The sequence below is a fragment of the Paraburkholderia sp. genome (genome assembly GCF_047605525.1).
Lineage (GTDB): Bacteria > Pseudomonadota > Gammaproteobacteria > Burkholderiales > Burkholderiaceae > Paraburkholderia.
Genome location: NZ_JASGFN010000012.1, coordinates 106,595 through 127,696, shown reverse-complemented (window position 1 = coordinate 127,696; position 21,102 = coordinate 106,595). Strand labels below are relative to the sequence as shown.

Below are 21,102 nucleotides of genomic sequence, written 5' to 3'. Positions count from 1 at the left end.
TCTGGCCGGAATGCCAGATTTCTGCGTGCAGCGTTCGACCTCATAGCCGATGAGGACGTTGTGACGGCGTACGCAAAAGGGAAATGGATGCGCCTCAAATCTTGAAAAGAGGAATTCAGTAATGTCAACCGCAAGCCTTCAGACCACCGATAACGAAGTACAACGTGAATATCCGCGGATCGGGCTGTACATCGACGGCGAGTGGATTTACGACCGGCAGACGGCGGTCGAAGTCAAAAACCCGAGCACGGAAGAAGTGCTGGGCGCTGTTCCAAAGGCGACTCCGGATGATCTCACACGTGCCTTGCAGGCTGCTGCCCGTGGGTTTGCGGCGTGGCGCGATACGCCACCGCAGCAACGGGTGAAGGTCATACAGGCGGCCGCCGCATTGATGAGGGAACGGCTTGGTTCGATTGCGGCGGCAATCACGCTGGAAAACGGCAAGCTGTACTCGGATGCGTATGCCGAGGCCGACCGCTCGCTTAATTTCTTCGACTGGAACGCAGCGCAGTCGCTGCGTGACTACGGGTTGATCGTCCCGGGTGAGGCACAGATGCAGAAGTTCATTCTGCGCCAGCCGATTGGTCCGGTCGCAGCGTTTACCCCATGGAACGTGCCCATCAGTTCCGCAGCGCGCAAGGTGAGCGCCGCATTATCGGCGGGCTGCTCCGTCATCCTGAAAGCTGCCGAGGAAACGCCTGGAGCGGCGTGCCTCGTGGTGAAGGCATTCGAAGACGCCGGGTTGCCTGCGGGTGTTCTGAACCTCGTCTTCGGGAACCCGGCGGAAATCTCGTCAACGCTGATTGCATCGCCGGTGATACGGCTGGTGACCTTTACCGGGTCCGTGCAGGTGGGCAAGCATCTGACCCAGCTGGCTGCGGCTGCCATGAAGCCTGTGCTGATGGAGTTGGGTGGTCATGCTCCCGTGCTTGTCTGCGAAGGGGTTGACGGTACGGCTATCGGTCGGCTCGCCGCGCGAGGCAAGACGAACGCCAGCGGTCAGATCTGCGCATCGCCTTCGCGTTTCATCGTACACCGCAGCGTGTACCAGGACTTCGTCTCGTCGTTCGCAGAGGCAGTGAATAGCGTTCGGGTTGGCGATGGTTTCCGCAAGGATGTCCAGATGGGCCCGGTCGCGAGCGCACGCCGGCTGACGGCGATGCAGGCCCTCGTGGACGACGCCAGACAGCGCGGCGCGCGAATCGCGGCGGGGGGCAACCGTATCGGGAGTGTCGGGTACTTCTTCGAGCCGACCGTGCTCGCGGATGTTCCTGCCGATGCGGCTGCGATGACCACCGAGCCGTTCGGCCCCTTGTGCGCCTGCGTATCGGTCAATGACCTTGGCGAAGCCATCACGTTGGCGAACAGCCTGTCGGTCGGTCTGGCGGCATATGCGTTTACCAATTCGCTACAGGATGCTGAACGCATTGGCCGGGAACTCGAATGTGGCGTGCTCTCCATCAATCATTTTGGGACGCCGGACGCGGATACACCCTTTGGCGGGGTGAAAGACAGTGGTGTTGGGCGTGAGGGCGGTCCCTCGACGCTGGACGCGTATATGGTGACCAAGACGGTATTGCAGAAGACCACTAGGGTCTGAGGAAGGGCGAAAAAGAGGCGGATTCGCACAGAAGCGGGTAGCAGTTGCTGGACAAAAATAATTCATATTGGAGACAAACGATGAGCAGGTTTGGAGAGTGTGTTTTCGGTCTGGTAGCGACTTGCCTGTTGACTTCGGCACCGGCGATGGCGGAGTCGAGACAGATTACGGTGGGTTACGTGGCCGCTGGTCTGCAGTATCCCTTCAATGTTGCTGTAGCCAAGGGGTTCGGAGACGCTGCGAAAGCTGCTGGCGTGAAGGCAATTATCCTGGACCCCAAGACCAGCGTTGAAAGACAGGCCAATGCCATCGATGACCTCGTGTCGCAGAAGGTCGACGGTATTGCTTTTCTCCCGCTGGATGGCGTCGTCGCTCAAGGTTGGGCGGACCGCGTGGCCGCGCACGGGATTCCACTGGTGGCCGTTGCAACGGAATTGGGCGATCCCCAGAAGCGTCCCATCAAGGACGTTTATCCGAAACTGGCTGCGCTGGTAGCGAGCGACGAGATCCATACCGGCTTTAACGCGGGAGAGATCGCCGCGAAGCTACTCTCGAAGGATCGCGTCGCCAACATCGCTATCGTGGAAGGCGCACCGGGCTACCCGCAGGTCTGGCAACGCACCAAAGGTTTCAGGGAAGGCCTCGACAAGGCAGGGGTCAAGTATCGCATCGTCGCCTCGCAGCCTACCGACTGGACGGCTGAAAAGGGCGAATCAGTCTGCCAGAACATCCTGACCGCGCATCCGGACGTCGATCTTTTCTATAACCAGGCGGACGATATGGTCATCGGTTGCGCGCGCGCGGTCCATGCGGCCGGTTCGAAAGCGAAACTCGTCGGTTGGGGCGGCTCACGCCTTGGAATCGATGCCATCAAGGCAGGTGAAGTCGACGGCACGGTTTGCGTATCGCCTGAAGAGATGGGACAGCAGGCGTTCAAGGCGCTTTATGCCGCCGTGACGAAACCTGATACGCCAAAGGCGAAGTTCATCGAAATTCCGACCCCTGGCGTGACGAAGGAGAACGTTTCGAGTTGTATCCCACAGTGGTAATCGGGGCAGGTAATCGTGAGCGTAACCTTTGCCAGTGCGGTCTGACGCAGCATCGGGGCTGACGAATAGAGGACTGCCAAAGCAATTCAGAGAAGAAGTAATGGGGTAAGTAGCCCAGGACAAACCAAGTGGAGACAGTAATGAAAAAATGTTTAAAGACGTTGGCCTTCGTCGGACTGGCTGGCACAACAGCGCTTCTTGCCAATATTGCCATGGCAAAAGACATCACGCTGGGCTATGTTGCCGCAGGGATGCAGTATCCATTCAATGTCGCAGCGGCAAGGGGTTTCGAACAGGCCGCAAAGGCAGCGGGTGTCAAGACGATTGTGCTTGACGCAAAGACGAGTGTCGAAAAACAGGGAAACGCAGTCGACGATCTTATCGCCCAGAAAGTCGATGGTATCGCTGTGCTGCCCATTGATGCCGTGGTTGCCCAGTCATGGGTCGACCGGGCCGCATCGCACAACATCCCGTTTGTGGCGGTTGCGACGCAGATTGGTGACCCGCAGAAGCATGCGATCAGCGATGTTTATCCGAAGCTGACGGCGCTGGTCGCGAGTGACGAGGTGCACGTCGGTTACGACGCGGCGCAGATCGCGGCCACGTTGCTACCGAAGAACCGGACCGCGAAGATCGCGATCGTCGAGGGAGCCCCGGGCTATCCGACGGTGTGGCAGACGACGAAGGGTTTCAAGGACGGTCTTGACAAGGCTGGTATCAAATATCAGATCGTCGCTGCGCAGCCCACCGACTGGACGCCCGAGCAGGGTGAGTCCGTCTGCCAGAACATTCTGACGGCTCACCCGGATGTCGATCTCTTCTTCAACCAGGCGGATGACATGGTCATTGGCTGCGCCCGGGCCGTGCGTGCCGCCGGCTCTCATGCCAAGCTGGTCAGTCGTGGTGGATCGAAGCTGGGCATCAATGCCGTCAAGATTGGCGACGTGGACGGTACGGTTTGCATTCAACCCGGAAAGATGGGCGAACTCGCCTTCAAGACGCTCTATGCCGCGGTGACCCAAAAGGATGCACCGAAGGGCAAGTTCGTCGATGTGGATACCCCCGAGGTGACGAAGGCGACGCTCTCCAGTTGCGTGCCTGAGTGGTAAGCAGGAACAATGTCTATCGAGGTAGCAGGAGGCAACGAAATGGCAGATGAAACCCCTATCCTGCAGTTGCAGGGAGTGACGAAGACGTTCCCGAACGGTCTTGTTGCGCTGCGCGGCGTGAACCTGGAGGTATCGCGCGGCACGGTTCACGGGCTACTCGGCGCCAATGGCGCCGGCAAGTCTACCCTGATCAAGATTCTCTCCGGATCGTTGCCGGCCTCGGGGGGGAAGATCGTCTGGAAGGGCGCCGCCGTCGAGTACGCAAGTCCGAAAGCGGCGAACGACATGGGGATAGCGACAATTCACCAGCATATTCCCCTGGTTCCGACGCTGTCGGTGCTTGAGAATATTTTCCTTGGCGAGGAAGGGCGGTGGCGCCGCAATCCTGCGATACGGGCACGCTTCTCCGATTTGTGCGAGAGGATTGGATACTGGCTCGACCCCGACGGCCTCGTCGGCGACCTGTCCATCGGTCAACGCCAGATGGTCGCAATTCTCCAGGCGCTCGGCACGGGAGCGGATCTCATTGTGATGGACGAGCCGACGGCTTCACTCGCGGCGAGTGAGCGCGAGGTTGTGTACCAGATCGTACGGCAACTTGCGCGGGGCGAAAACAAGGCCATCCTGTTTGTGTCGCACTTCCTGGATGAGGTAATGGCACTCACCGACAGGGTGACCATCCTGCGCGATGGGCAAGCCGTCGTTGATGCTGATACCCGGGACCTCGATGAAGCTCGCATCGCTGAAGCGATCGTGGGTCGGCAGATCGTTGCGCTTGAGAGAGTTGCGCCGCAACCGGTCAATGTCGAGGCCCCCGTGCTGCTCGAACTCAAAGACGTTGCCTCTGCAGGCAAGCTTGAGCCGGTCTCCCTGAAGGTGCGGGCAGGAGAAGTGATTGGAATCGCGGGGCTGCTCGGATCAGGGCGCAGCGAACTGCTGCATGCGATTTTTGGTGCAGATCCGGACGCTACCGGCGCAGTGCTGGTCGAAGACCGGCAGATCCGGAAATCGACTGCGTCGGCAGTGAGGGCAGGGCTCGGGCTGGTTCCGGAAGACCGTATGGCACAAGGTCTCGTCCCCGGGTTCGAGATCTGGCGCAATACGACCCTTCCGGCACTCGGTAGCGTTGCCCGGGGACGATGGTTTCCGGACAGGGCGCTCGAGCGGCGGCGGGGAAGCGAGGCCATCCAGCGGCTCTCGATCAAGGCAAGCTCGACCGACATTGTTGTGACCGAACTCAGCGGTGGCAATGCGCAGAAGGTGACTATCGCGAAGTGGCTGTTCAGCGACGTGAAAGTGTTTCTCCTGGACGAGCCCACCGCAGGGATCGACATCGGAGCAAAAACGGACATCCTGCTGCTCGTCAGGGAACTGGCTGCCGCCGGGAAGGCAGTCATCATGGTTTCATCCGAATTCGAAGAAATCCTCGCAGTCAGCAGTCGCATACTCGTCATGCGTGACGGACGTTGCATCGCCGAGCGCACCGGCCACGAGACCTCGGAGCAGGAACTGGTTTTGTTGGCTGGCGGCCATAGCGCGAGTTCCGATGGTGCGCAGCAAGCCAATGCGCAATCTTTGTAGAGCGAGCAATCATGAATTTCACAACTTCGACGCAATCCAGCGCCTCTCGCGGCGGTAACGCGACACCGGCTAATCAACTGGACGGCAGTTCTGTAAAGGTGCATGCACAAATGACTGATTGGCGTCGGCTGTTCAGTTTGCGCGAAATGGGCGTTTACTATGCGCTCATCCTGCTGGTATCCGCGATCTCGTTTGTGACCGTCTATACGGGCAGGCCCAACTATCTGAGCCTGGCGAACATTTCGAACGTGCTGTACCAGTCGTCGCTGGTTGCGATCATTGCAGTCGCGATGACTGTGATCCTGATCACGGGTAACTTCGATCTTTCAGTCGCGTCGGTGGCGGCGCTTTCTGCCGCGGTGCTGGTGAGCCTGGCGGATTCGCTCGGGTTCTGGCCGGCGGCGCTCGTTGCGATGCTTGTCGCAGTGCTGGCCGGGCTGCTTAACGGTGCGATCGTCCAGTATCTAGGCATCAATGCATTCATCGTGACTCTGGGAACGCTGACCGCAATCCGTGGGGTCGTCCAGATCTACACCGACGGGCAATCCCTGTCGGTGCAGACCCCCGAAGCGTTGCAGGCGATGAGGGCATTTGAATCAGGTCGCTTTCCGATTGCCATTCCACTTATTCTTATCGGAGCAGCCCTGCTGTTGGCGGGAGTCTGGTTCCTCGTGCAGGCAAGACGTCACGGGCGCCATCGGTCAGTCACATCGTTCGGCATGGTTGCTGGCGGAGTATGTTGCCTCGCCCTTGTGTGGGCGGGTGGACTGTCGCTTTCAATGCCCAAACCTGTCGTGTACATGGGCGTTTTCACGATGATTGTCTGGTTCATCCTGAATTTGACGACCATCGGGCGCCGCGTCTACGCGGTCGGGGGCAATCCCGAGGCAGCGCGTTTATCCGGGATCAATGTGAAGCGATACAAGATGGCAGGGTTCATCCTGTGCAGCGCGGCAGCAGGCTTTGGCGGGGTTCTGTTCGGCAGCCGGCTTGGCGCGGTGAATCCGACCGCTATGCAGGGGGCTGAACTGACTGTCATCGCGTCGGCGATTCTGGGCGGAACGTCCCTGTTCGGCGGAGCGGGCTCGGTGATCAAGACACTGGCGGGCGCGCTGCTCCTGTTCACACTGACAAACGGCTTCAACATTCTCAATCTGGGAGCGAATTACCAGGGCGTCATCGAAGGCACCGTGGTTGTCGCAGCCGCCGCTATCTACACCGTTGGTGGTGCCCGCAGAAAGCGGAGATAGGGCCTCGCCTATACGTCGGCGGTTTGCAAGCTGCATGCGTTTATGGCATGTGCAGATATCCCGGCATGGATTTTCCCCGTTCCTGCAACTCGACGTTCGGAGTCTGATCTTTGGCGGCTTGTGGGAGCGGCATGGTTTTGAAGTTCGGGAGCCCGTCGCGCGCAAATTCGACCGCGTTCCGTTTCAGGAGCCATTTGTGAACACGACTGAACTCAGCCTCACGGACCATTTCACCGCTACGGAAAAGCAGTTGCTCTCCGAAGGACTGGGCGCACTGTTACGGGAACGATCGGTGGCTTACGAGATTGCCGAGCGGGTTGCGATCTCCCACGGCGTCCCGAGGCCCGACGTCGCTGACTTTGGCATCCCCGACATCCTTCGTCTGAGCCGCACGATCCAGGAGGATTGCCGTGCCGTGTGTGCGAGCCACTGCAACCTGTAGTGCGCGGCGGACATGACTACGCGACGTAAGCGGTATCGATACTGACTTCTGCAGTGTTCCAGGGGCCAATTGCCCGTTGCGCCGAAAATGCGCAATTTGTTTGGAGGAGGTGTGGCAAAGCAAAGTGCAATCCGGACGCTTTCGGCCGGTTCGATTGGCAACTTCGGCGAAATCTACGACTTTGCTGTATTTGGCTTTTCGGTTCCGATTCTCTCGACTCACTTTTTTCCTGGAAGCGATCGCACCGCCGCATTGCTCAGCACTTTCGCCGTCTATGCCGTCGCCTTCTTCGCTCGTCCGCTTGGCGGATTGCTGTTCGGGGTAATGGCAGACAAGGTCGGACGCGTGAAAGTCATGGCAATGACGGTCTGGCTGATGGCGCTGGGCACGGCCGTAATCGGGCTTCTACCCACCTACGCTCAGGTTGGTATCGCGGCCCCTGTGCTGCTTGTCGTGTGCCGGATCGGCCAAGGTCTTGCACTGGGTGGGGAGACGACGGGGACCACCAGTTTCATCCTCGAGTCGGCGCCCAACGACCGCCGGGGCGGGTGGATTGGTCTCACCCTGATCTTTTCGCATCTGCCCAATGCGCTGGTAGCCGGATTGCTGATTGCTCTTGAATGGTCCGCTGGGGCGAGTACATATGCCGCCTGGGTCTGGCGTGTACCGTTCCTGGCCGGTGGACTGATCGGAATCTTCGGGTTCTGGCTTCGACGTGACCTGGACGAACCGGAGGAATTCAGGCAGGCCACGCGCAGGACGTCGGCGAAAAGCCCGCTCGGGGCTGCCCTTCGGGCAGGAGGCCTTCGCGGCATGCTGAATGTCGCCATGATCCAGCCGATTCAGACCGTCGGTTCGTACCTTGTCCTGGGGTTCATGTATACGTTTCTCGTCCGGGTGGCGAGACTGGACCCGACATCCGCGCTGCTTGCAAACGGCGCTGCCATCGTTGTCCTGTCGTTCATGATCCCGTTGGGGGGGATGCTGAGTGATCGATTCGGCCGCAAACGCATTCTTTCACTCGGCGCATTGTGGCTCGCTTTCGCCGCATATCCCGGCGTGTACCTGGCCGCAACGGGTACGATGATGGGTGCACTCCTGGGCCAGTTGCTGCTGGTGGTCGGCGTCGGCTTGTATGGCGGAGCCTGTTTTGTTGCCGCGCCGGAATTCTTTCCCACTTCGTTTCGTGCAACAGGTCACGCCATTTCGTATCAACTGAGTGTGGCCGTCTTCGGGGGTACGACGCCTCTCGTTGCGACGCTTCTGGTACATGCGTCCGGCTCGCCGATCGCGCCTGCGTACTATGTGACATTCGTTGCAGTTGCCTGTCTCGTACTGACACAGTTTGTGCCGGAGACGAAGGGCGTGCGGCTCCGTACCTCCGCGGGTTTGGATGCTCCGGGCAGCGAGTTCGGCATCGCTGAAGAGTCCAGATAATGTTTGCGAGATGTGCCGGCTCTCCGACAACGTTTGTGGCCGCGTCGCTGGCAGGGTCACCGGATGTTTCTGGCCTCGAACACAAAGAAGGAGACCTCGGCTTGTTCGTTGACCGTACGGCTCTGATACGGTGCCCGGAAGTCGAGACTTAAGGGGAAGCAACCCACGAGTGTCACTGGTAAGAGAAAGGATGCCGCAATGAAGCTTTGGCGCGGCCGAAAGCGTTTTATCCTCTGTCCATAATTTCCAGAGTCAGATGAATAGGGAAGATATGAAGCGAATGTTCAAGCTCGGATGCTCGCTCTGCATCGCATGTGCGCTGTATGTTCCGGGTGTACAAGCCAGGACCATCACGTTAGGCTACGTGGCTGCCGGGATGCAGTTTCCCTTCAATGTGTCGGTGGTGAAGGGATTCACGGAAGAAGCCAGAAAGGTGGGAGTGAACATCATCGTGCTTGACGGGAAATCCAACGTGGAGACCCAGGGTAATGGGATCGATGACCTGATTGCGCAGAAAGTCGATGGTGTCGCGGTCCTTCCGATCGACGGAGCAGTCGCGAAGAGTTGGGCCGATCGCGTCTCGGCGCACGGTCTGCCGTTCGTATCCGTGGCGACCGAAATTGGTGACCCGCAAAAGCGACCAATCAGGGACGTCTATCCGAACGTGACAGCGCTTGTCTCCAGTGACGAAATACACACGGGCGAGATCTCCGGTGAAATCGCAGCGACGCTCCTTCCCAGGAAACGCGTGGCCAGGATCGCGATTCTCGAGGGCGCACCCGGTATGGCTCAGAACTGGCAACGAACAAAGGGATTCAAGGAGGGTCTGGACAAAACCGGGATGAAATACCAGATCGTTGCTTCGCAGCCGACGGACCTGACACCGGAGCAGGGGGAGTCTGTGTGTCAGAACATTTTGACCGCTCATCCGGATGTCGATCTCTTCTATAACCAGGCGGATGACCTGGTCATCGGTTGTGCGAAGGCCGTACATGCAGCGGGTTCACATGCCAGGCTGGTCGGATGGGGCGGTTCTCGTCTGGGAATAGCCGCGATCAAGGCCGGCGACGTCGATGGTACGGTTTGTGTCGAACCCGAGAAAATGGGACAACTCGCGTTCAAGGCCCTGTATGCCGCGGTAACGAAGTCGGACACACAGAAGGGGCAATTCATCGAGGTTGTTACCCCTCCGGTCACAAAGTCCAATGTTGCGAGTTGCGTGCCGCAATGGTAAGGCGTGTCGGCAGGCACCGATCGTCACCGCATGGGGCCTGACGCATGCCTTTCCCGATTCAATGAGCGCTCGCTCGTTGCTCCTGCTACTGACTGGCGCAGAGGTCGAGGCGATAGGTCCTGATTGCGTTTTCCCGGAAAATCTTCATCCGGTCCGCTTGTGACATATGTCGTGTTGCATGGTCGACGATATCCATCCATTCCCGGTACGATGCGGCCAGTTCGAGTACCGGCCAGTCACTGCCAAAAAGGACCCTGTCGATGCCGAAACAGCCGATGACGTGGTCAATTAGCGGAATTATCTGTGATGCTTTCCAGTTCATATGGTCGGCTTGAGTCACCAGACCAGAGATCTTGCAGACAACGTTCGGGAAGGCCGCTATCTGCCGTATCTGCTCGTACCATAACGGCAGGCGGTTTTCCTTCACTTCTGGCTTACCCATATGATCCAGTACAAAGTTTACCCCCGGACATCGTTTTACCAGTTCGAGAGTGTGTAAGAACTGGTGTGGATCGATACAGAGGTCGAAGGAGAGGTTGTGTCCGGGCAGCAGATTGATGGCGTCTATAAAGGGACGCCGCAGTATGACTGACGAATCGGGCATGTTCTGGATGAGGCGCCGCACTCCCCGCACGGCCGGCAGGCTGGCGACGCGAGCGACTTCCGGTTCGATGGAATAGCCTGTCTCAAGCGGCAGGCAGGCGACGCAGGCAAGGATTCGTGGGTCAGTCGACGCGATGCGATCTGCCCAACCCGCTTCATCGAGGTACTGCGGCATATCTACATCGGCTTCAACGAAGACAAATCCTTCGACATTGCATGGCGCGGAACGGCCAGAGAGATCGTCGATATGCCAGCTACGATTGAGTTTCGTGGCACCAGTCGCCCACGAGGAACCATGGGACCAGGAGTAGCTGAATTGCTCCCTGTCGAGCAGGTGAATGTGGGAGTCGACGACAGGAAAATCAATCATTCGAAGGTGACCGGTAGATCCTGGGAGGACAGGACGTGTTAATTCTGTGGCGAGGGCAGGCGATCCTGTCCCGGTTCGACTTCATTGTCGCTGCAAGCCGGAGGAGATCTGCTGCCTGTACGGCCTTCGGCTATGTCCCGCTTCAGATGTTAGCGTATCTGATGATTCAACCAGGATTGGTTAATCTTTTGAAGTTCCGCCTAAGTTTTGCTTAACGACGTGATGACTCGGATTCGGGGATGCGAGTATCAAAGACGTACCGCTTAGCTCGAACATCTTCCGCGCACGCCCGAAGTGCACTCGGATATTGAAAGTAGCGGTGGATTGCTTATTCAGGGGGGAACCCGTTTCGGGTCAGCCACCTGATCAGATGCTCACGGAAGCCCTCTGCCGCAGGGGAGATACCGCGACGTGATGAATGGTACAGGCATACCTGACGCTGAACTTCCGGCCTGACTATTGGCCGCGACACCAGGCCGAAACGCCGACCGAGAACTCCGACATACGCTGGTGCGATCGTCAGGGCGAGATCCTCGGCGGCCATGCCGAAGGCTGTGCTGATGTTGTCGACGATGTCGATCGGCGTGATCTGTCCGGTCTCGACATATTCAGCCTGCGTCAGGGATATTGTGCGTTCGTAGTCGCGTCCAGCCACCACGAGAGGGTACTGCCTCAACTGGACCCATGAAATCTCGCGATAGTCGGCAAGCGGACTGCTGGGGGGAAACCACAGTACCCATGCGCTCTGGAACAGGTCGAAGCGGGCAATGTCCGCAATCACCGCCTGATCTGGTCCAACGGCGAGGTCGACAGTAGCACTCTTCACCAGATCGACAAGATTTTCCACCGTGGCATCGCGAATACGGACAAGAACCTTGGGCTGGCAGGCCCGGTATGCCCTGATTGCCGCCGGCAGAACAGTACTGGCCAGGATCAAGGGTGCTGCAACACGGACAATTCCGGCCGCCCGATTCCGGATGTCATCTGCCGTGGCCTCGGCCAGTTCCATATGTGCCAGAACGCTTTTGACGGATGAGTAGAATTCCCGACCGGCTGGTGAAACAGCGACACTCCGCGTCGTCCGGTCAAAAAGTCGAAATCCGGTCGATACCTCTAGTTCGCTGACAAGTTGACTGACAGCAGATGCGGACAGGCTCATCCGCTCACCTGCTTTCGCGAAGCTTCCTACGTCCGCGACGGCAACGAATGCGCAGAGCTGTCTTGGTGTGAAGCGAGGAAAAGCCATGGCGAAAAAGATAGATCGAATTATCAAGCGGTTCTTAACGATACTTCACGAATCATCGCTTGTTCATCGGTACATGTCCTATCACACTGCTCGACAGTGCCTTCAGATGTGAACGTCAGCCTCGCGTCACAAGACCATTTCTCAATTCCATATCCGGATTCACCATGTCCTCTAACCCAGACCTGTGCCATGTATTTTCGAACTACATTGAGCAGACGCGCTTCGAAGAGCTTTCGAAAGAAGCAGTCGAAGCCGCGAAGAAGTCACTGCTCGACATCATCGGCGTAACCCTTGCCGGCAGCGGCATGGAGCCGGCGGTTCGAGGTGTGGCCGATGTCGTACTGGATGCAGGGGGGCGCGAAGAGTCCTCGGTACTGGGATTTGGCGGCAGGGTTCCCGCGCAGTCGGCGGCCTTTGCAAATGGCGTCATGGCGCACTGTCTTGACTTTGATGATCAGACACCTTGGGGGGCACATCCCGACAGTTCTGTCGTTCCGGCGGTGCTCGCGCTCGCGGAGCGTAAGGGAAAGGTATCTGGCCGGGACCTGATCACCAGCGTAGCGATTGGACAGGACCTCTTTGTCCGGTTGCGCTGCAACGTCGGCTGGCGCCAGGACTGGAATCTCTCGTCAGTGGTTGGGGCATTCTCCGCGACAGCTGCGGCCGCGCGGCTGCAGGGTCTGACTCACGAGCAGATTGCACATGCATTCGGGATTGCCAGCATGCAGTCAAGCGGGACGATGGAGGTCATTTTCGGAATCGGTAGTGATCTTAGGGGGATGTATGCCGGGTTCACGGCGCAATGCGCTGTACTGGCTGTGCTCCTGGCACAGAAGGGGATTACTGGCATTGCAAACCTCTTCGAGGCCAGGGCGGGCATCTTCAATGTTTACTTCGCGGGGAAATACGACCGCGACACGATGGTTGACCGGCTGGGGAAGGATTACCTGGGTGCCTCCATGCTCTACAAGGCGTGGCCGGCGGTCGGGAACGTACACACCTACATCCACGCGACGATCGGGTTAATGAAAGAACACGGACTGAAATCGGGCGACATCGAGCAGATCAGGGTGTTCGTCGGCGATTTTCACCAGCGCATGTGTTATCCGCTGGATATTCGCCGGGCTCCAGCGACTCTCCTCGACGCAAAGTTCAGTCTTCCATTCTGTGTCGCACTGGCTGCCACACACGGACAGATCCGGATCTCCGATTTCAGTGCCGAATCGCTACGTGACCCGCAGGTGCTTGCTATTGCGCAAAAGGTGGTACCCGTGGAGGACAGCAGTCTCGACTGGAAGGTGAAGATCCCGGATGGGCGCATGGAGATCTCAACCCGGGATGGCCGGAGCTTCGCACGCGAAGGAAACAACGTGCCCGGTAGCCCAGAAGCTCCCATGTCATGGGAACAGATCGCTGCGAAGTTCCGGGATTGCGCGGCAGTAGCTGCGGTTCCGATGTCCATTGAGAAAGCGGACAGGGCGATAGAACTGCTGCGCGATCTTGAGTCTCTTGACGACGTGGGCGTGTTCCTGCAGACATTTGCGTAACAGAAATGGAGTAGTGGATGGGCTGATGAAGTGCCCCAGGTTCCGGATGACTTGGATGGGCCGGATATCTCGTGAATGTATTCGTCAAGACAGGGGAAGTCTCCATGAAGCGATTCGAACAAAAGACGGTGTTGGTTACCGGTGCTGCGAGCGGCATCGGCGCGGCGTGTGTCCGGCGGCTGTGGGAAGAAGGGGCTTCGGTCGCCCTGGCAGATCAGGATCAGACTGGCCTGGAAAAGCTGATATCGGAGTTCAGCGAAACGAACGATAACCCGCGAATCTTCGGTGGCCGGTTGGATGTGTCTGATAGCGCGCAGGTGCAATCATTTGTTGCCGCAGCGAAGGGCAAGTTCGGACATCTGCACGGCCTGATCAATTGCGCCGGTATAAAGGGCGTTGGTAACGTGCTCGATTGCGAGCCCGAAAACTGGAAAAAGGTGATGTCCGTCAATCTCGATGGAACCTTTCTCATGTGCCAGGCGTTTGCGCGGGCGGTGCAGCATGACAGGACATCGCGCGCCATCGTCAATATCTCATCTGGCGCTGGCATTATGGGTGTCCCGAACCGGCTGCCATACGTAGCTTCGAAGTTCGCCGTCTCGGGCGTCACCCGGACGATGGGGGCGGAGCTTGGACCTTACGGAATTCGTGTTAATGCGATTGCGCCCGGGATGGTCCGGACTCCCTTTACGGCGTATATGTTTGAGGATCCGGAAAAAGCCAGACGCATTCGTGCCGCCCATGCCATTGGGCGAGAAGGTCAGCCGGAGGAGATCGCAGCAGTAGCAACATTTCTGCTTACGGATGACGCCAGTTTTATGACGGGCGCAGTTGTCTCAGTCGATGGGGGCCAGACGGCGTGTATTCCATCCGTCTAGATGCCGGCTGCATGGGCCAGATGGCAAAAGACGGTCATCTGCGTTGGTTTAGCCAGGACTCATCTACCGGGATGGCTACCGTTCCATTGCCGGACGGCGGACCGGCATATGTTGCACAAGCGCATCAGTCACATACTATGCAGTGAGTTGCGGCACAATGTTCAACCCGGCAAGGTTGAGACATATGTCAGACTTTGAAGAATCGCGAATTGAATTCATCGGGAGTGCAAAGTCAGCGTTACAGCATTGAATGGAGGGTGCCATTGTGCTGAGTAACCATACGTGATGATTCGCTTTCGACACGGCGGCACGCGACCCTCCGCTGCTGTCTGGCGGAATCAAAAGGACTGGCCATGCTGAAAAACGTAGGTGTAATCGGTCTGTGCAATGGCTCGGGGCGTCGCAGTTCGTTGCTGCGGGCGCGTTTTCGGGTGTACGGTTGCGATGTGCGTGACAGTGCTCTGATGGATTTTTCGGCTGAAGGTGGCAGGCTTGCGCTACGCCCGCCATTGTAGGTGCGCAGCGCGACGTTGTCGCGACGTTGGTTGTCAACGCTACCCAGACCGACGCGGTACTCTTTGGAGAGGAGGGCGCGGTCGCCACGATGAAGCCGGGCGGAGTGGTGATTGCCAGCGCAACAGTTGCGCCTGACTTCGTAGTCGCATTGGCACAGCGGATCGAAGCCGCGGGGCTGCAAATGCTTGATGCGCCGGTCTCAGGTGGTGCAGCGCGGGCGGCGTCAGGCGAGTTGACGATGATGACATCTGGCCCTGCAGCGGCGTATGCGACGTGTGAGGGCATACTCGCGGCGATCGCCACGAAAGTCTATCGGCTTGACGATGCGCATGGCGTCGGCTCGAAGGTGAAAGTCATCAACCAGCTACTCGCCGGCGTTCATATTGCAGCAGCGGCCGAGGCAGTGGCACTGGGCTTGCGGGAGGGCGCGGACCCTGCTGTGCTTTATGAGGTGATTACCCACAGCGCTGGCAACTCGTGGATGTTCGAGAACCGCGTGCCGCACATACTGAATGGCGACTACAGGGCGCTTTCCGCAGTCGACGTCTTTGTGAAGAGTCTCGGGCTCGTCCTCGATACGGCAAACCGTACGCGCTTCCCGCTCCCGTTGTCGGCTGCCGCGCGTCGGATGTTCAAGAGTGCATCGAGTGCCGGCTACGGACGCGAGTACGATTCTGCGGTCGTCAAGATTTTGCGGGCATTACGCTGCCGACGTCCCGGTGAGCACCCGTATCCTGTTTTGGTGCTGTTCCTAATGACCTTATAGGACCCGATGTCAGTTTCTGCGGACCGAACTATTGCTGTTTCTACTCTACGTCAGTAGCATTCCCCGCAGCTACCACCGTTGACGGATTTCAATCAGTTCACGTGGAACAGACTGCCACCGGTGATTGCACAGACAGACTTCTGATGCGTGCGTGAAGTTTGTAATCGGCGACTTGGTGCTAGCTGAAATACATTGGACCGTCCGCTCTGTCGGTCGCTGCAACTTACCAGCGACGGTACAAAAATCGACTAGACGTGATGTTGCGAGCCCAAATAATCTTAACTTTGTACGGCTTGCACCATCTTGGGAAAACGTGCGACCCTGCTTCTGTCGAACCTTTCGCAGGAGACGGCTGGCGATGAACATGTGCTGACATTTCGGCTCAGTTCCCGTTAGCTAGACCTGATTTGACAGCGGCAGTCCAATTCGTTACGCATTGAAGCCGGGCCTTTCTGCGCACGGGCTGTAGTCTTCGACCGTGACCCCTTATCTCTGCGCGTTTCCGCGAGGGCGGGCTGCATGGTATTCGATCTGGCACAGCGGCTTTCCGATGCGGATGAACGATACCTCGTCATGGACGTATGACGAGTGATCGACGTTATGCTTCAATCCCTGATGAGCCGGCTTAGCGTTGTAGTTTTCGATAAGCTAATATTCAGGAAATCGTTATGCTGGACCGACAGCAATTGGAAACATTCGCCACAGTCCTGGAGTGCCAGCATTTCAGGAAGGCAGCGGAAATACTACATATATCGCCTGGAGCCGTGACTGCGCGGGTAAAGAGCTTGGAAGCCGCGGTCGGCGTAACGCTGCTGTTGCGAGACCCCACCGTAACGCCGACTCACGCGGGTGAAGTGATTCTACGACACGTCATGGCCGTGCGCCTTTTTGAGGAGGAGGCGTTCCGGGTCATCAAGCCGGGCGAATTCCCACCTGTCAACGTTGCTGTCGCTGTCAATGCTGATTCACTGGCGACCTGGTTTGAGCCTGCTTCGTGGCAACTTGCAGCGCAGCACATCGGGCTTGAAATCATCGTCGACGATCAGGACCATACGGTGACTTCCCTGGTCCGTGGTGACGTCAAGGGTTGCATCTCGACACAACGCGAGCCGAGTCTTGGATTCCAGGCCGATTTTGCTGGAGGGATGCGCTACCGCTGTGTCGCGACGCCTGGGTTCGTTGGAGCGCATTTGCCCAAGGGCATGACGCTGCCAGCGATACTGGATGTTCCGGCGATTCTGTTTGATCGCAAGGATGCGATTCACGACAGATTCCTTTCCACATTCTTCCGGGTGAATGTTGACAGGTACCGGAAGCATTATTTTCCGTCACCAACCGCATTGCTTAACGCGATCCTAAACGGACTTGGTTACGGGCTGGTTCCCGAGATGCAGATCGGGGCGCTGCTGGAATCGGGTGCGCTTGTGGAGCTCACGCCGGGACACAGTCTTCTGCTCGAGCTCTACTGGCACCACTGGGAATCGGAGCCTGAGCCGCTTGCGAAGATCACTGCACTGATCATGGATTACGCCCGCCGCAGTCTTGTCCAGGAAATTCACCGCGCAAGTTGAAACGTCTGAGCATGGTCACGAATGAACACCACGTTGGGTGGAGGTGAAGTACCAGGTGAGCAGCGGAGCGATGGATGCGAGCAGTCCTGTTGTCAGGGACATCCAGTCTGGCAAGTCGGCGATGTGCGCCCAGGACAGTATCGTAGTGAACAGGGAAGACACGCCTCCAGAGACTATCATCGTGAAAGTGCAGCGTGGCGTAGCAGGGTGTCCGGTCTGATTCAATACAAACAGTACTCCGACTGCAGAAATATAAATAGCATTCAGGGAAACAATGGTTGAGACGATCGACTGCCCGTCGACAGCGATAACACAGCAGGTCGCGACGATGAGACATTTCGAGGTGAGTTCGTGGCGGCGGATAAGGGGATGGAAATCCATCAATGCACTGCTCATCGCGCGCGTGATGGCCGTTCCCGACCCGAGCGCAGCCAGCACGATAATGCCGAGGCAGATCGGGCCTGCACGTCCGCTGGTGTGGAGCATGATCCAGGGGATTGCACTGGCGTAGTCAGTCAGGCCAGACAGTTGTCCGCCATGTAGTGCTGCCACAACCGTAGCGGCTGGCAAAAATCCGGCAACAATAAGGAAAATGCCCGCGAGGCTGCAGCCGATCCATGCATCGACCGGTCGACGTGCGGCGATGACGAACTGCTGATAGTCCGATCCAGTGAGTACCAGGAATCCGATGGTCACCACCGTGGTAACCGTTTCAACGGGAGGTGCGGTCTGCACTTCCCGGAAGAACGATGGCCACGAATGAAGGTAGACCGGCAGTCCTCCCGACAGGACGAGAGCATGCAGCAATATCAGATTGCTCGCGAGCAGGCCAAGCGTGAAGAGCAAAGCCGCGACGCCGAGGTCGACGGACGAAAGTGCCAGCAGGGCAGCGGAAGTCGCCAGTGCTGAGTGAAGTGTCTTGAATCCCACAGTTGCGAGGACGGCGACGCTGCCGTGGATCTGCGCTGCGAGTACGCCCGACATCCATACAAGCGAGAGAAGCGCGACGCCCTTTCGTACGGCTGGACCATACGGGTTTCCAAGGATATCCCAGATTGGTTCGCCGACATGCCACAGCTTTCGTGCGATGAGCCCGAGTGCGAACATGCCAAACGCGGTCACGATCGCGTAGAGGCTGCCCGCCATGCCGGACCGAACGGCCATTTCGCCAGAGCCCAGCAGGAATGCGATTCCGCAGCTTGCCGAGACAAGTAGGGCCGCGACATGAATAGCACCCAAATTGTGACGCGTCATGGCTGTTCCCCTTTGAAAATTTCCCATTCCCGCACCACCGCATCAGGACCGGAAAAATAAGCGTGGGATACGCGTGCGGTGCGGGCGAAGTCCGGTAGCGCGAGCAGCCTTTCCTGTGCCTTGGGCAGGCGGTGATAGGGAACCGAGGGCATCAAATGGTGGGTGAGGTGGTAGCCATTGTTGTGCGGGTGAAGGATCCAGTGCCAGATGCTGCGCGAGGAAACGTCGCGCGTGTAATTGAACACGCCACCGGCTTGTCGGCCGAAATGGTCGCAGAATTCCCGAAAGGTGGTAATCGCATGGAACACGGTGGCCCTGGCCAGTATCCACAGGCCGATGAAAGCGGCCGCAAAGTGGAGTCCTGCGAGAAGCGTCACGGCGCCCAGTACAGCGATCCACCAGACGACGATAGCGGCTTTCCGCGAGAATGTGGCCTGTCGGGCGTGAAGGTGTCCGAAGATTGAGGCGGCCCATGTGCGAGGCGTCACCAGGACTGCGAGGTAGGGGTGCCACCAGCTATCGCCGGGCGCAGGACGAACGTCAATGTAGTCGGGGTCGGCCTGTGGGTCACCGAGCCATGCGTGGTGACGAGCGTGGGATTCACGATAGGCGGTCAGACTGTTGAAAAGCGGCGGCGCAATTAAGAGCGTGGCGACTGCATCGTTGAATTGACGCGAGCTCGCAAGATTCCGGTGCGCGGCGTCGTGAAGAAGATTGCCGAGTGCACGCTGCCGGTTGCCGATCCACGCGATGGCCGCGGGAGCGGAATACCATCCGAAGCGATGGAAGAGCAGTATCGCACCAGCTATGCTCAACCAGTCGAAGGCAATATCTGCGACCACCCGCAATGGGTTCGCGGCGGTCATGGCCTGATGTACCGCATCCCACCCAGGAAACGCGGAGCGAATGAGGTTCTGGTCGTGGATGATGGCGCGATTCGTCATGAATGGCCTCGCCTGAGAATCAATCGTGAAAACCCCAGCTAAAGCGTGCGTCTTTTCACCCGCACCACTGGCAGCAACGGGACTTTCATCTTAGGAAACCAGGAGCGGTCGTACAGTATGTTCAGAAAATTTGCATGATGTTCATACTTCGGCAACTGGAAAGCAGGAAGGGACGTCAGCGGTGCGGCGGACTTTCATCTCGGTCAGTCGAACTTGAACTGTAACTTGAAGGTCCGGTAGTCAATGCGGACCGAAAACGCTGGCTTCAAGCACGACGTGGTTTTTAATAAATTGATTAGTATATCTATATATATGAGCAGTCATACTACCGAATTTGGAATCCAGAATTATCGTGCCCCGGGGATCCATGTGGCGGCTCTACGATGTCTGGATCGGTCGAACCGTCCCCTGAGACTCACCAATGCGCGAGAATTGCTTGCGAAGTTTCGCTGGTCGGTTTTGCGTCACAAGATATCCGCGTGTGTGCATGAGATATGTGATGCTAACGGTGCTTTTGGCTTTTGTCCCGCTGAAGTGAGATCTTGAAGCGCATGCGGGATAGGTCTCCGGACACGACCATATGGATACAGACTTGCGGAGCAGACGTGACCTCGGCGCCGATTGCGGGGTGGTGTCGCGCGCGCCGCGCGTCCCGCTCGATGTCTTCGCAGAGCTGTTTGATTTCCTTTCGCACCTCGTTCAGACGACCCATGATCTTCCTCACTGCGGGTATGCGATGCGGCCGAAGCCATCGCATATGCAATAGAACCATCGCGTCTGAAGATTAGCCCGCCATGGTAGCTTTCTGACCGCTGTTTAGTATTTTTGCGCGTCGCTCACGTCAACGTGACGAACGCGTCAGTCGGTCGATCCGCGCATCACCGAGAATGTCGTCGGCGTTCTCGCCGAGAAGCTGACATTGTTCGTACAGCAGTCCGATAAGGCGGGCCTTCTTTTTGGTTGCGAGCGGTGAATTGAGTTTCTTTTCGATTCTTTCGACCGTCGCGGTGACGGCCTCGAGTGTCCGCGGGTCAAGACGGTACCGAATGTCGCGGTCGAGCAGCATGTTGCCTTCACCAGTGAGCAGCCACACAGGATCGACGGCACACTTTTCGTACAGGGTACGGACGACGTCGATGGGGATGGCGCGCTCGCCCCGCTCGTAGTTCGCGTAGGCACGCAGTGATATACCGAGACGTCCGGCCATCTTTTCCTGGGACAGTTCGAGGTACTCGCGCACGTGCGCGAGGCGTTGATGGTAGTCGGTGGGTTCAACGGCGCTTGACATGTCCGCCCTGCGTTTCTAGAGTGAATCCGTGCCTTGATTATAGGCATCATTGAGTAGTGGACTAGTCTGGACGTGCCTGGATCAGCAAGCAAAGTAATGGACAGGTTGGGCATCTGTTGTACTGCCAGGAGGCATCGACGGTGACGCGCTTCTATACGCTGGAGGAGATCGCGCGCGAGTTGCATATCGCGCCAGCGACCGTGCGCAACCGGCTTACGCTGGGGCAACCGATGCCTCCGTCCATCCGCATCGGACGGAGGCGCCTCTTTCCGGTCGACGGATTCGAGAGTTGGATCGCGTCGCAAATGACCCGCTCGGATGCGGGCGAAACGCAGCGCGCAGAAGAACTACGAGCGCCAGGCATTTCCGTAGCACGCTGTACTTCAACACGAGAGTCCTGAGTTCACGTCATGATGT

Annotated in this window: 17 protein-coding genes and 1 pseudogene; 13 read left to right on the top strand and 5 right to left on the bottom strand. The window is 58.1% G+C overall.

Annotation, left to right across the window (positions count from 1 at the left end; genetic code table 11):
- The first annotated feature begins 121 nt into the window (after positions 1-121).
- From QM685_RS18670 to QM685_RS18635, 8 genes are all read left to right on the top strand, one after another.
- A complete protein-coding gene (locus QM685_RS18670; RefSeq protein ID WP_415117997.1) occupies positions 122-1,600 on the top strand; it encodes an NAD-dependent succinate-semialdehyde dehydrogenase in 1,479 nt (492 codons plus the stop codon).
- A 146-nt stretch (positions 1,601-1,746) separates the two neighbouring features.
- On the top strand, positions 1,747-2,649 hold the full coding sequence (locus QM685_RS18665) for a sugar ABC transporter substrate-binding protein (protein ID WP_415118202.1): 903 nt from the start codon (positions 1,747-1,749) through the stop codon (positions 2,647-2,649).
- A gap of 140 nt (positions 2,650-2,789) precedes the next feature.
- Positions 2,790-3,758, top strand: coding sequence for a sugar ABC transporter substrate-binding protein (locus QM685_RS18660; protein WP_415117995.1), 969 nt, complete (start codon positions 2,790-2,792; stop codon positions 3,756-3,758).
- A 39-nt stretch (positions 3,759-3,797) separates the two neighbouring features.
- A complete protein-coding gene (locus QM685_RS18655) occupies positions 3,798-5,339 on the top strand; it encodes a sugar ABC transporter ATP-binding protein (protein WP_415117993.1) in 1,542 nt (513 codons plus the stop codon).
- Between the two features lie 11 nt (positions 5,340-5,350).
- Positions 5,351-6,589, top strand: coding sequence for an ABC transporter permease (locus tag QM685_RS18650; RefSeq protein ID WP_415117991.1), 1,239 nt, complete (start codon positions 5,351-5,353; stop codon positions 6,587-6,589).
- A gap of 34 nt (positions 6,590-6,623) precedes the next feature.
- Positions 6,624-7,031 carry a hypothetical protein gene (locus QM685_RS18645; protein WP_415117989.1) on the top strand — a complete coding sequence of 136 codons (408 nt, stop codon included), beginning with the start codon at positions 6,624-6,626 and terminating at the stop codon, positions 7,029-7,031.
- 111 nt (positions 7,032-7,142) lie between these two features.
- Entirely contained in the window at positions 7,143-8,468 is a 1,326-nt protein-coding gene (locus QM685_RS18640) for an MFS transporter (RefSeq protein ID WP_415117987.1), read from the top strand.
- Between the two features lie 280 nt (positions 8,469-8,748).
- Complete coding sequence (locus QM685_RS18635) at positions 8,749-9,702, top strand: sugar ABC transporter substrate-binding protein (protein WP_415118200.1); 954 nt, start codon at positions 8,749-8,751, stop codon at positions 9,700-9,702.
- 85 nt (positions 9,703-9,787) lie between these two features.
- On the opposite strand, the gene QM685_RS18630 is transcribed toward QM685_RS18635, so the two are convergent.
- Complete coding sequence (locus tag QM685_RS18630; RefSeq protein WP_415117985.1) at positions 9,788-10,675, bottom strand: amidohydrolase family protein; 888 nt, start codon at positions 10,673-10,675, stop codon at positions 9,788-9,790.
- Between the two features lie 328 nt (positions 10,676-11,003).
- Positions 11,004-11,921, bottom strand: a complete 918-nt coding sequence (locus tag QM685_RS18625; RefSeq protein WP_415117983.1) for a LysR family transcriptional regulator — start codon at positions 11,919-11,921, stop codon at positions 11,004-11,006.
- A 164-nt stretch (positions 11,922-12,085) separates the two neighbouring features.
- Here QM685_RS18625 and QM685_RS18620 point away from each other — a divergent pair, with 164 nt between their 5' ends.
- From QM685_RS18620 to argP, 4 genes and pseudogenes are all read left to right on the top strand, one after another.
- Positions 12,086-13,468, top strand: coding sequence for an MmgE/PrpD family protein (locus QM685_RS18620; protein WP_415117981.1), 1,383 nt, complete (start codon positions 12,086-12,088; stop codon positions 13,466-13,468).
- Positions 13,469-13,572: 104 nt separating this feature from the next.
- The gene (locus QM685_RS18615) at positions 13,573-14,346 is read left to right on the top strand and encodes an SDR family NAD(P)-dependent oxidoreductase (protein WP_415117979.1); all 774 of its coding nucleotides are present in this window, start codon (positions 13,573-13,575) and stop codon (positions 14,344-14,346) included.
- Positions 14,347-14,699: 353 nt separating this feature from the next.
- Positions 14,700-15,585, top strand: a pseudogene (gene ltnD / locus QM685_RS18610) (L-threonate dehydrogenase).
- A gap of 711 nt (positions 15,586-16,296) precedes the next feature.
- Positions 16,297-17,199: an HTH-type transcriptional regulator ArgP gene (gene argP, locus QM685_RS18605; protein ID WP_415117977.1), complete on the top strand. Its 903-nt coding sequence runs from the start codon at positions 16,297-16,299 to the stop codon at positions 17,197-17,199.
- Positions 17,200-17,214: 15 nt separating this feature from the next.
- On the opposite strand, the gene QM685_RS18600 is transcribed toward argP, so the two are convergent.
- The 3 genes from QM685_RS18600 to QM685_RS18590 form a co-directional block, all read right to left on the bottom strand.
- A complete protein-coding gene (locus tag QM685_RS18600; RefSeq protein ID WP_415117975.1) occupies positions 17,215-18,453 on the bottom strand; it encodes a sodium:solute symporter in 1,239 nt (412 codons plus the stop codon).
- Positions 18,450-19,397 (bottom strand): fatty acid desaturase family protein, encoded by a 948-nt coding sequence (locus QM685_RS18595; RefSeq protein WP_415117973.1) that lies wholly within the window; start codon positions 19,395-19,397, stop codon positions 18,450-18,452. Before QM685_RS18595 ends, QM685_RS18600 begins: the two co-directional genes overlap by 4 nt.
- A gap of 841 nt (positions 19,398-20,238) precedes the next feature.
- Positions 20,239-20,685 (bottom strand): helix-turn-helix domain-containing protein, encoded by a 447-nt coding sequence (locus tag QM685_RS18590; RefSeq protein WP_415117971.1) that lies wholly within the window; start codon positions 20,683-20,685, stop codon positions 20,239-20,241.
- A gap of 140 nt (positions 20,686-20,825) precedes the next feature.
- Between QM685_RS18590 and QM685_RS18585 the strand changes: the two genes are divergently transcribed.
- Positions 20,826-21,086: a helix-turn-helix transcriptional regulator gene (locus tag QM685_RS18585; RefSeq protein ID WP_415117969.1), complete on the top strand. Its 261-nt coding sequence runs from the start codon at positions 20,826-20,828 to the stop codon at positions 21,084-21,086.
- Positions 21,087-21,102 lie beyond the last annotated feature (16 nt).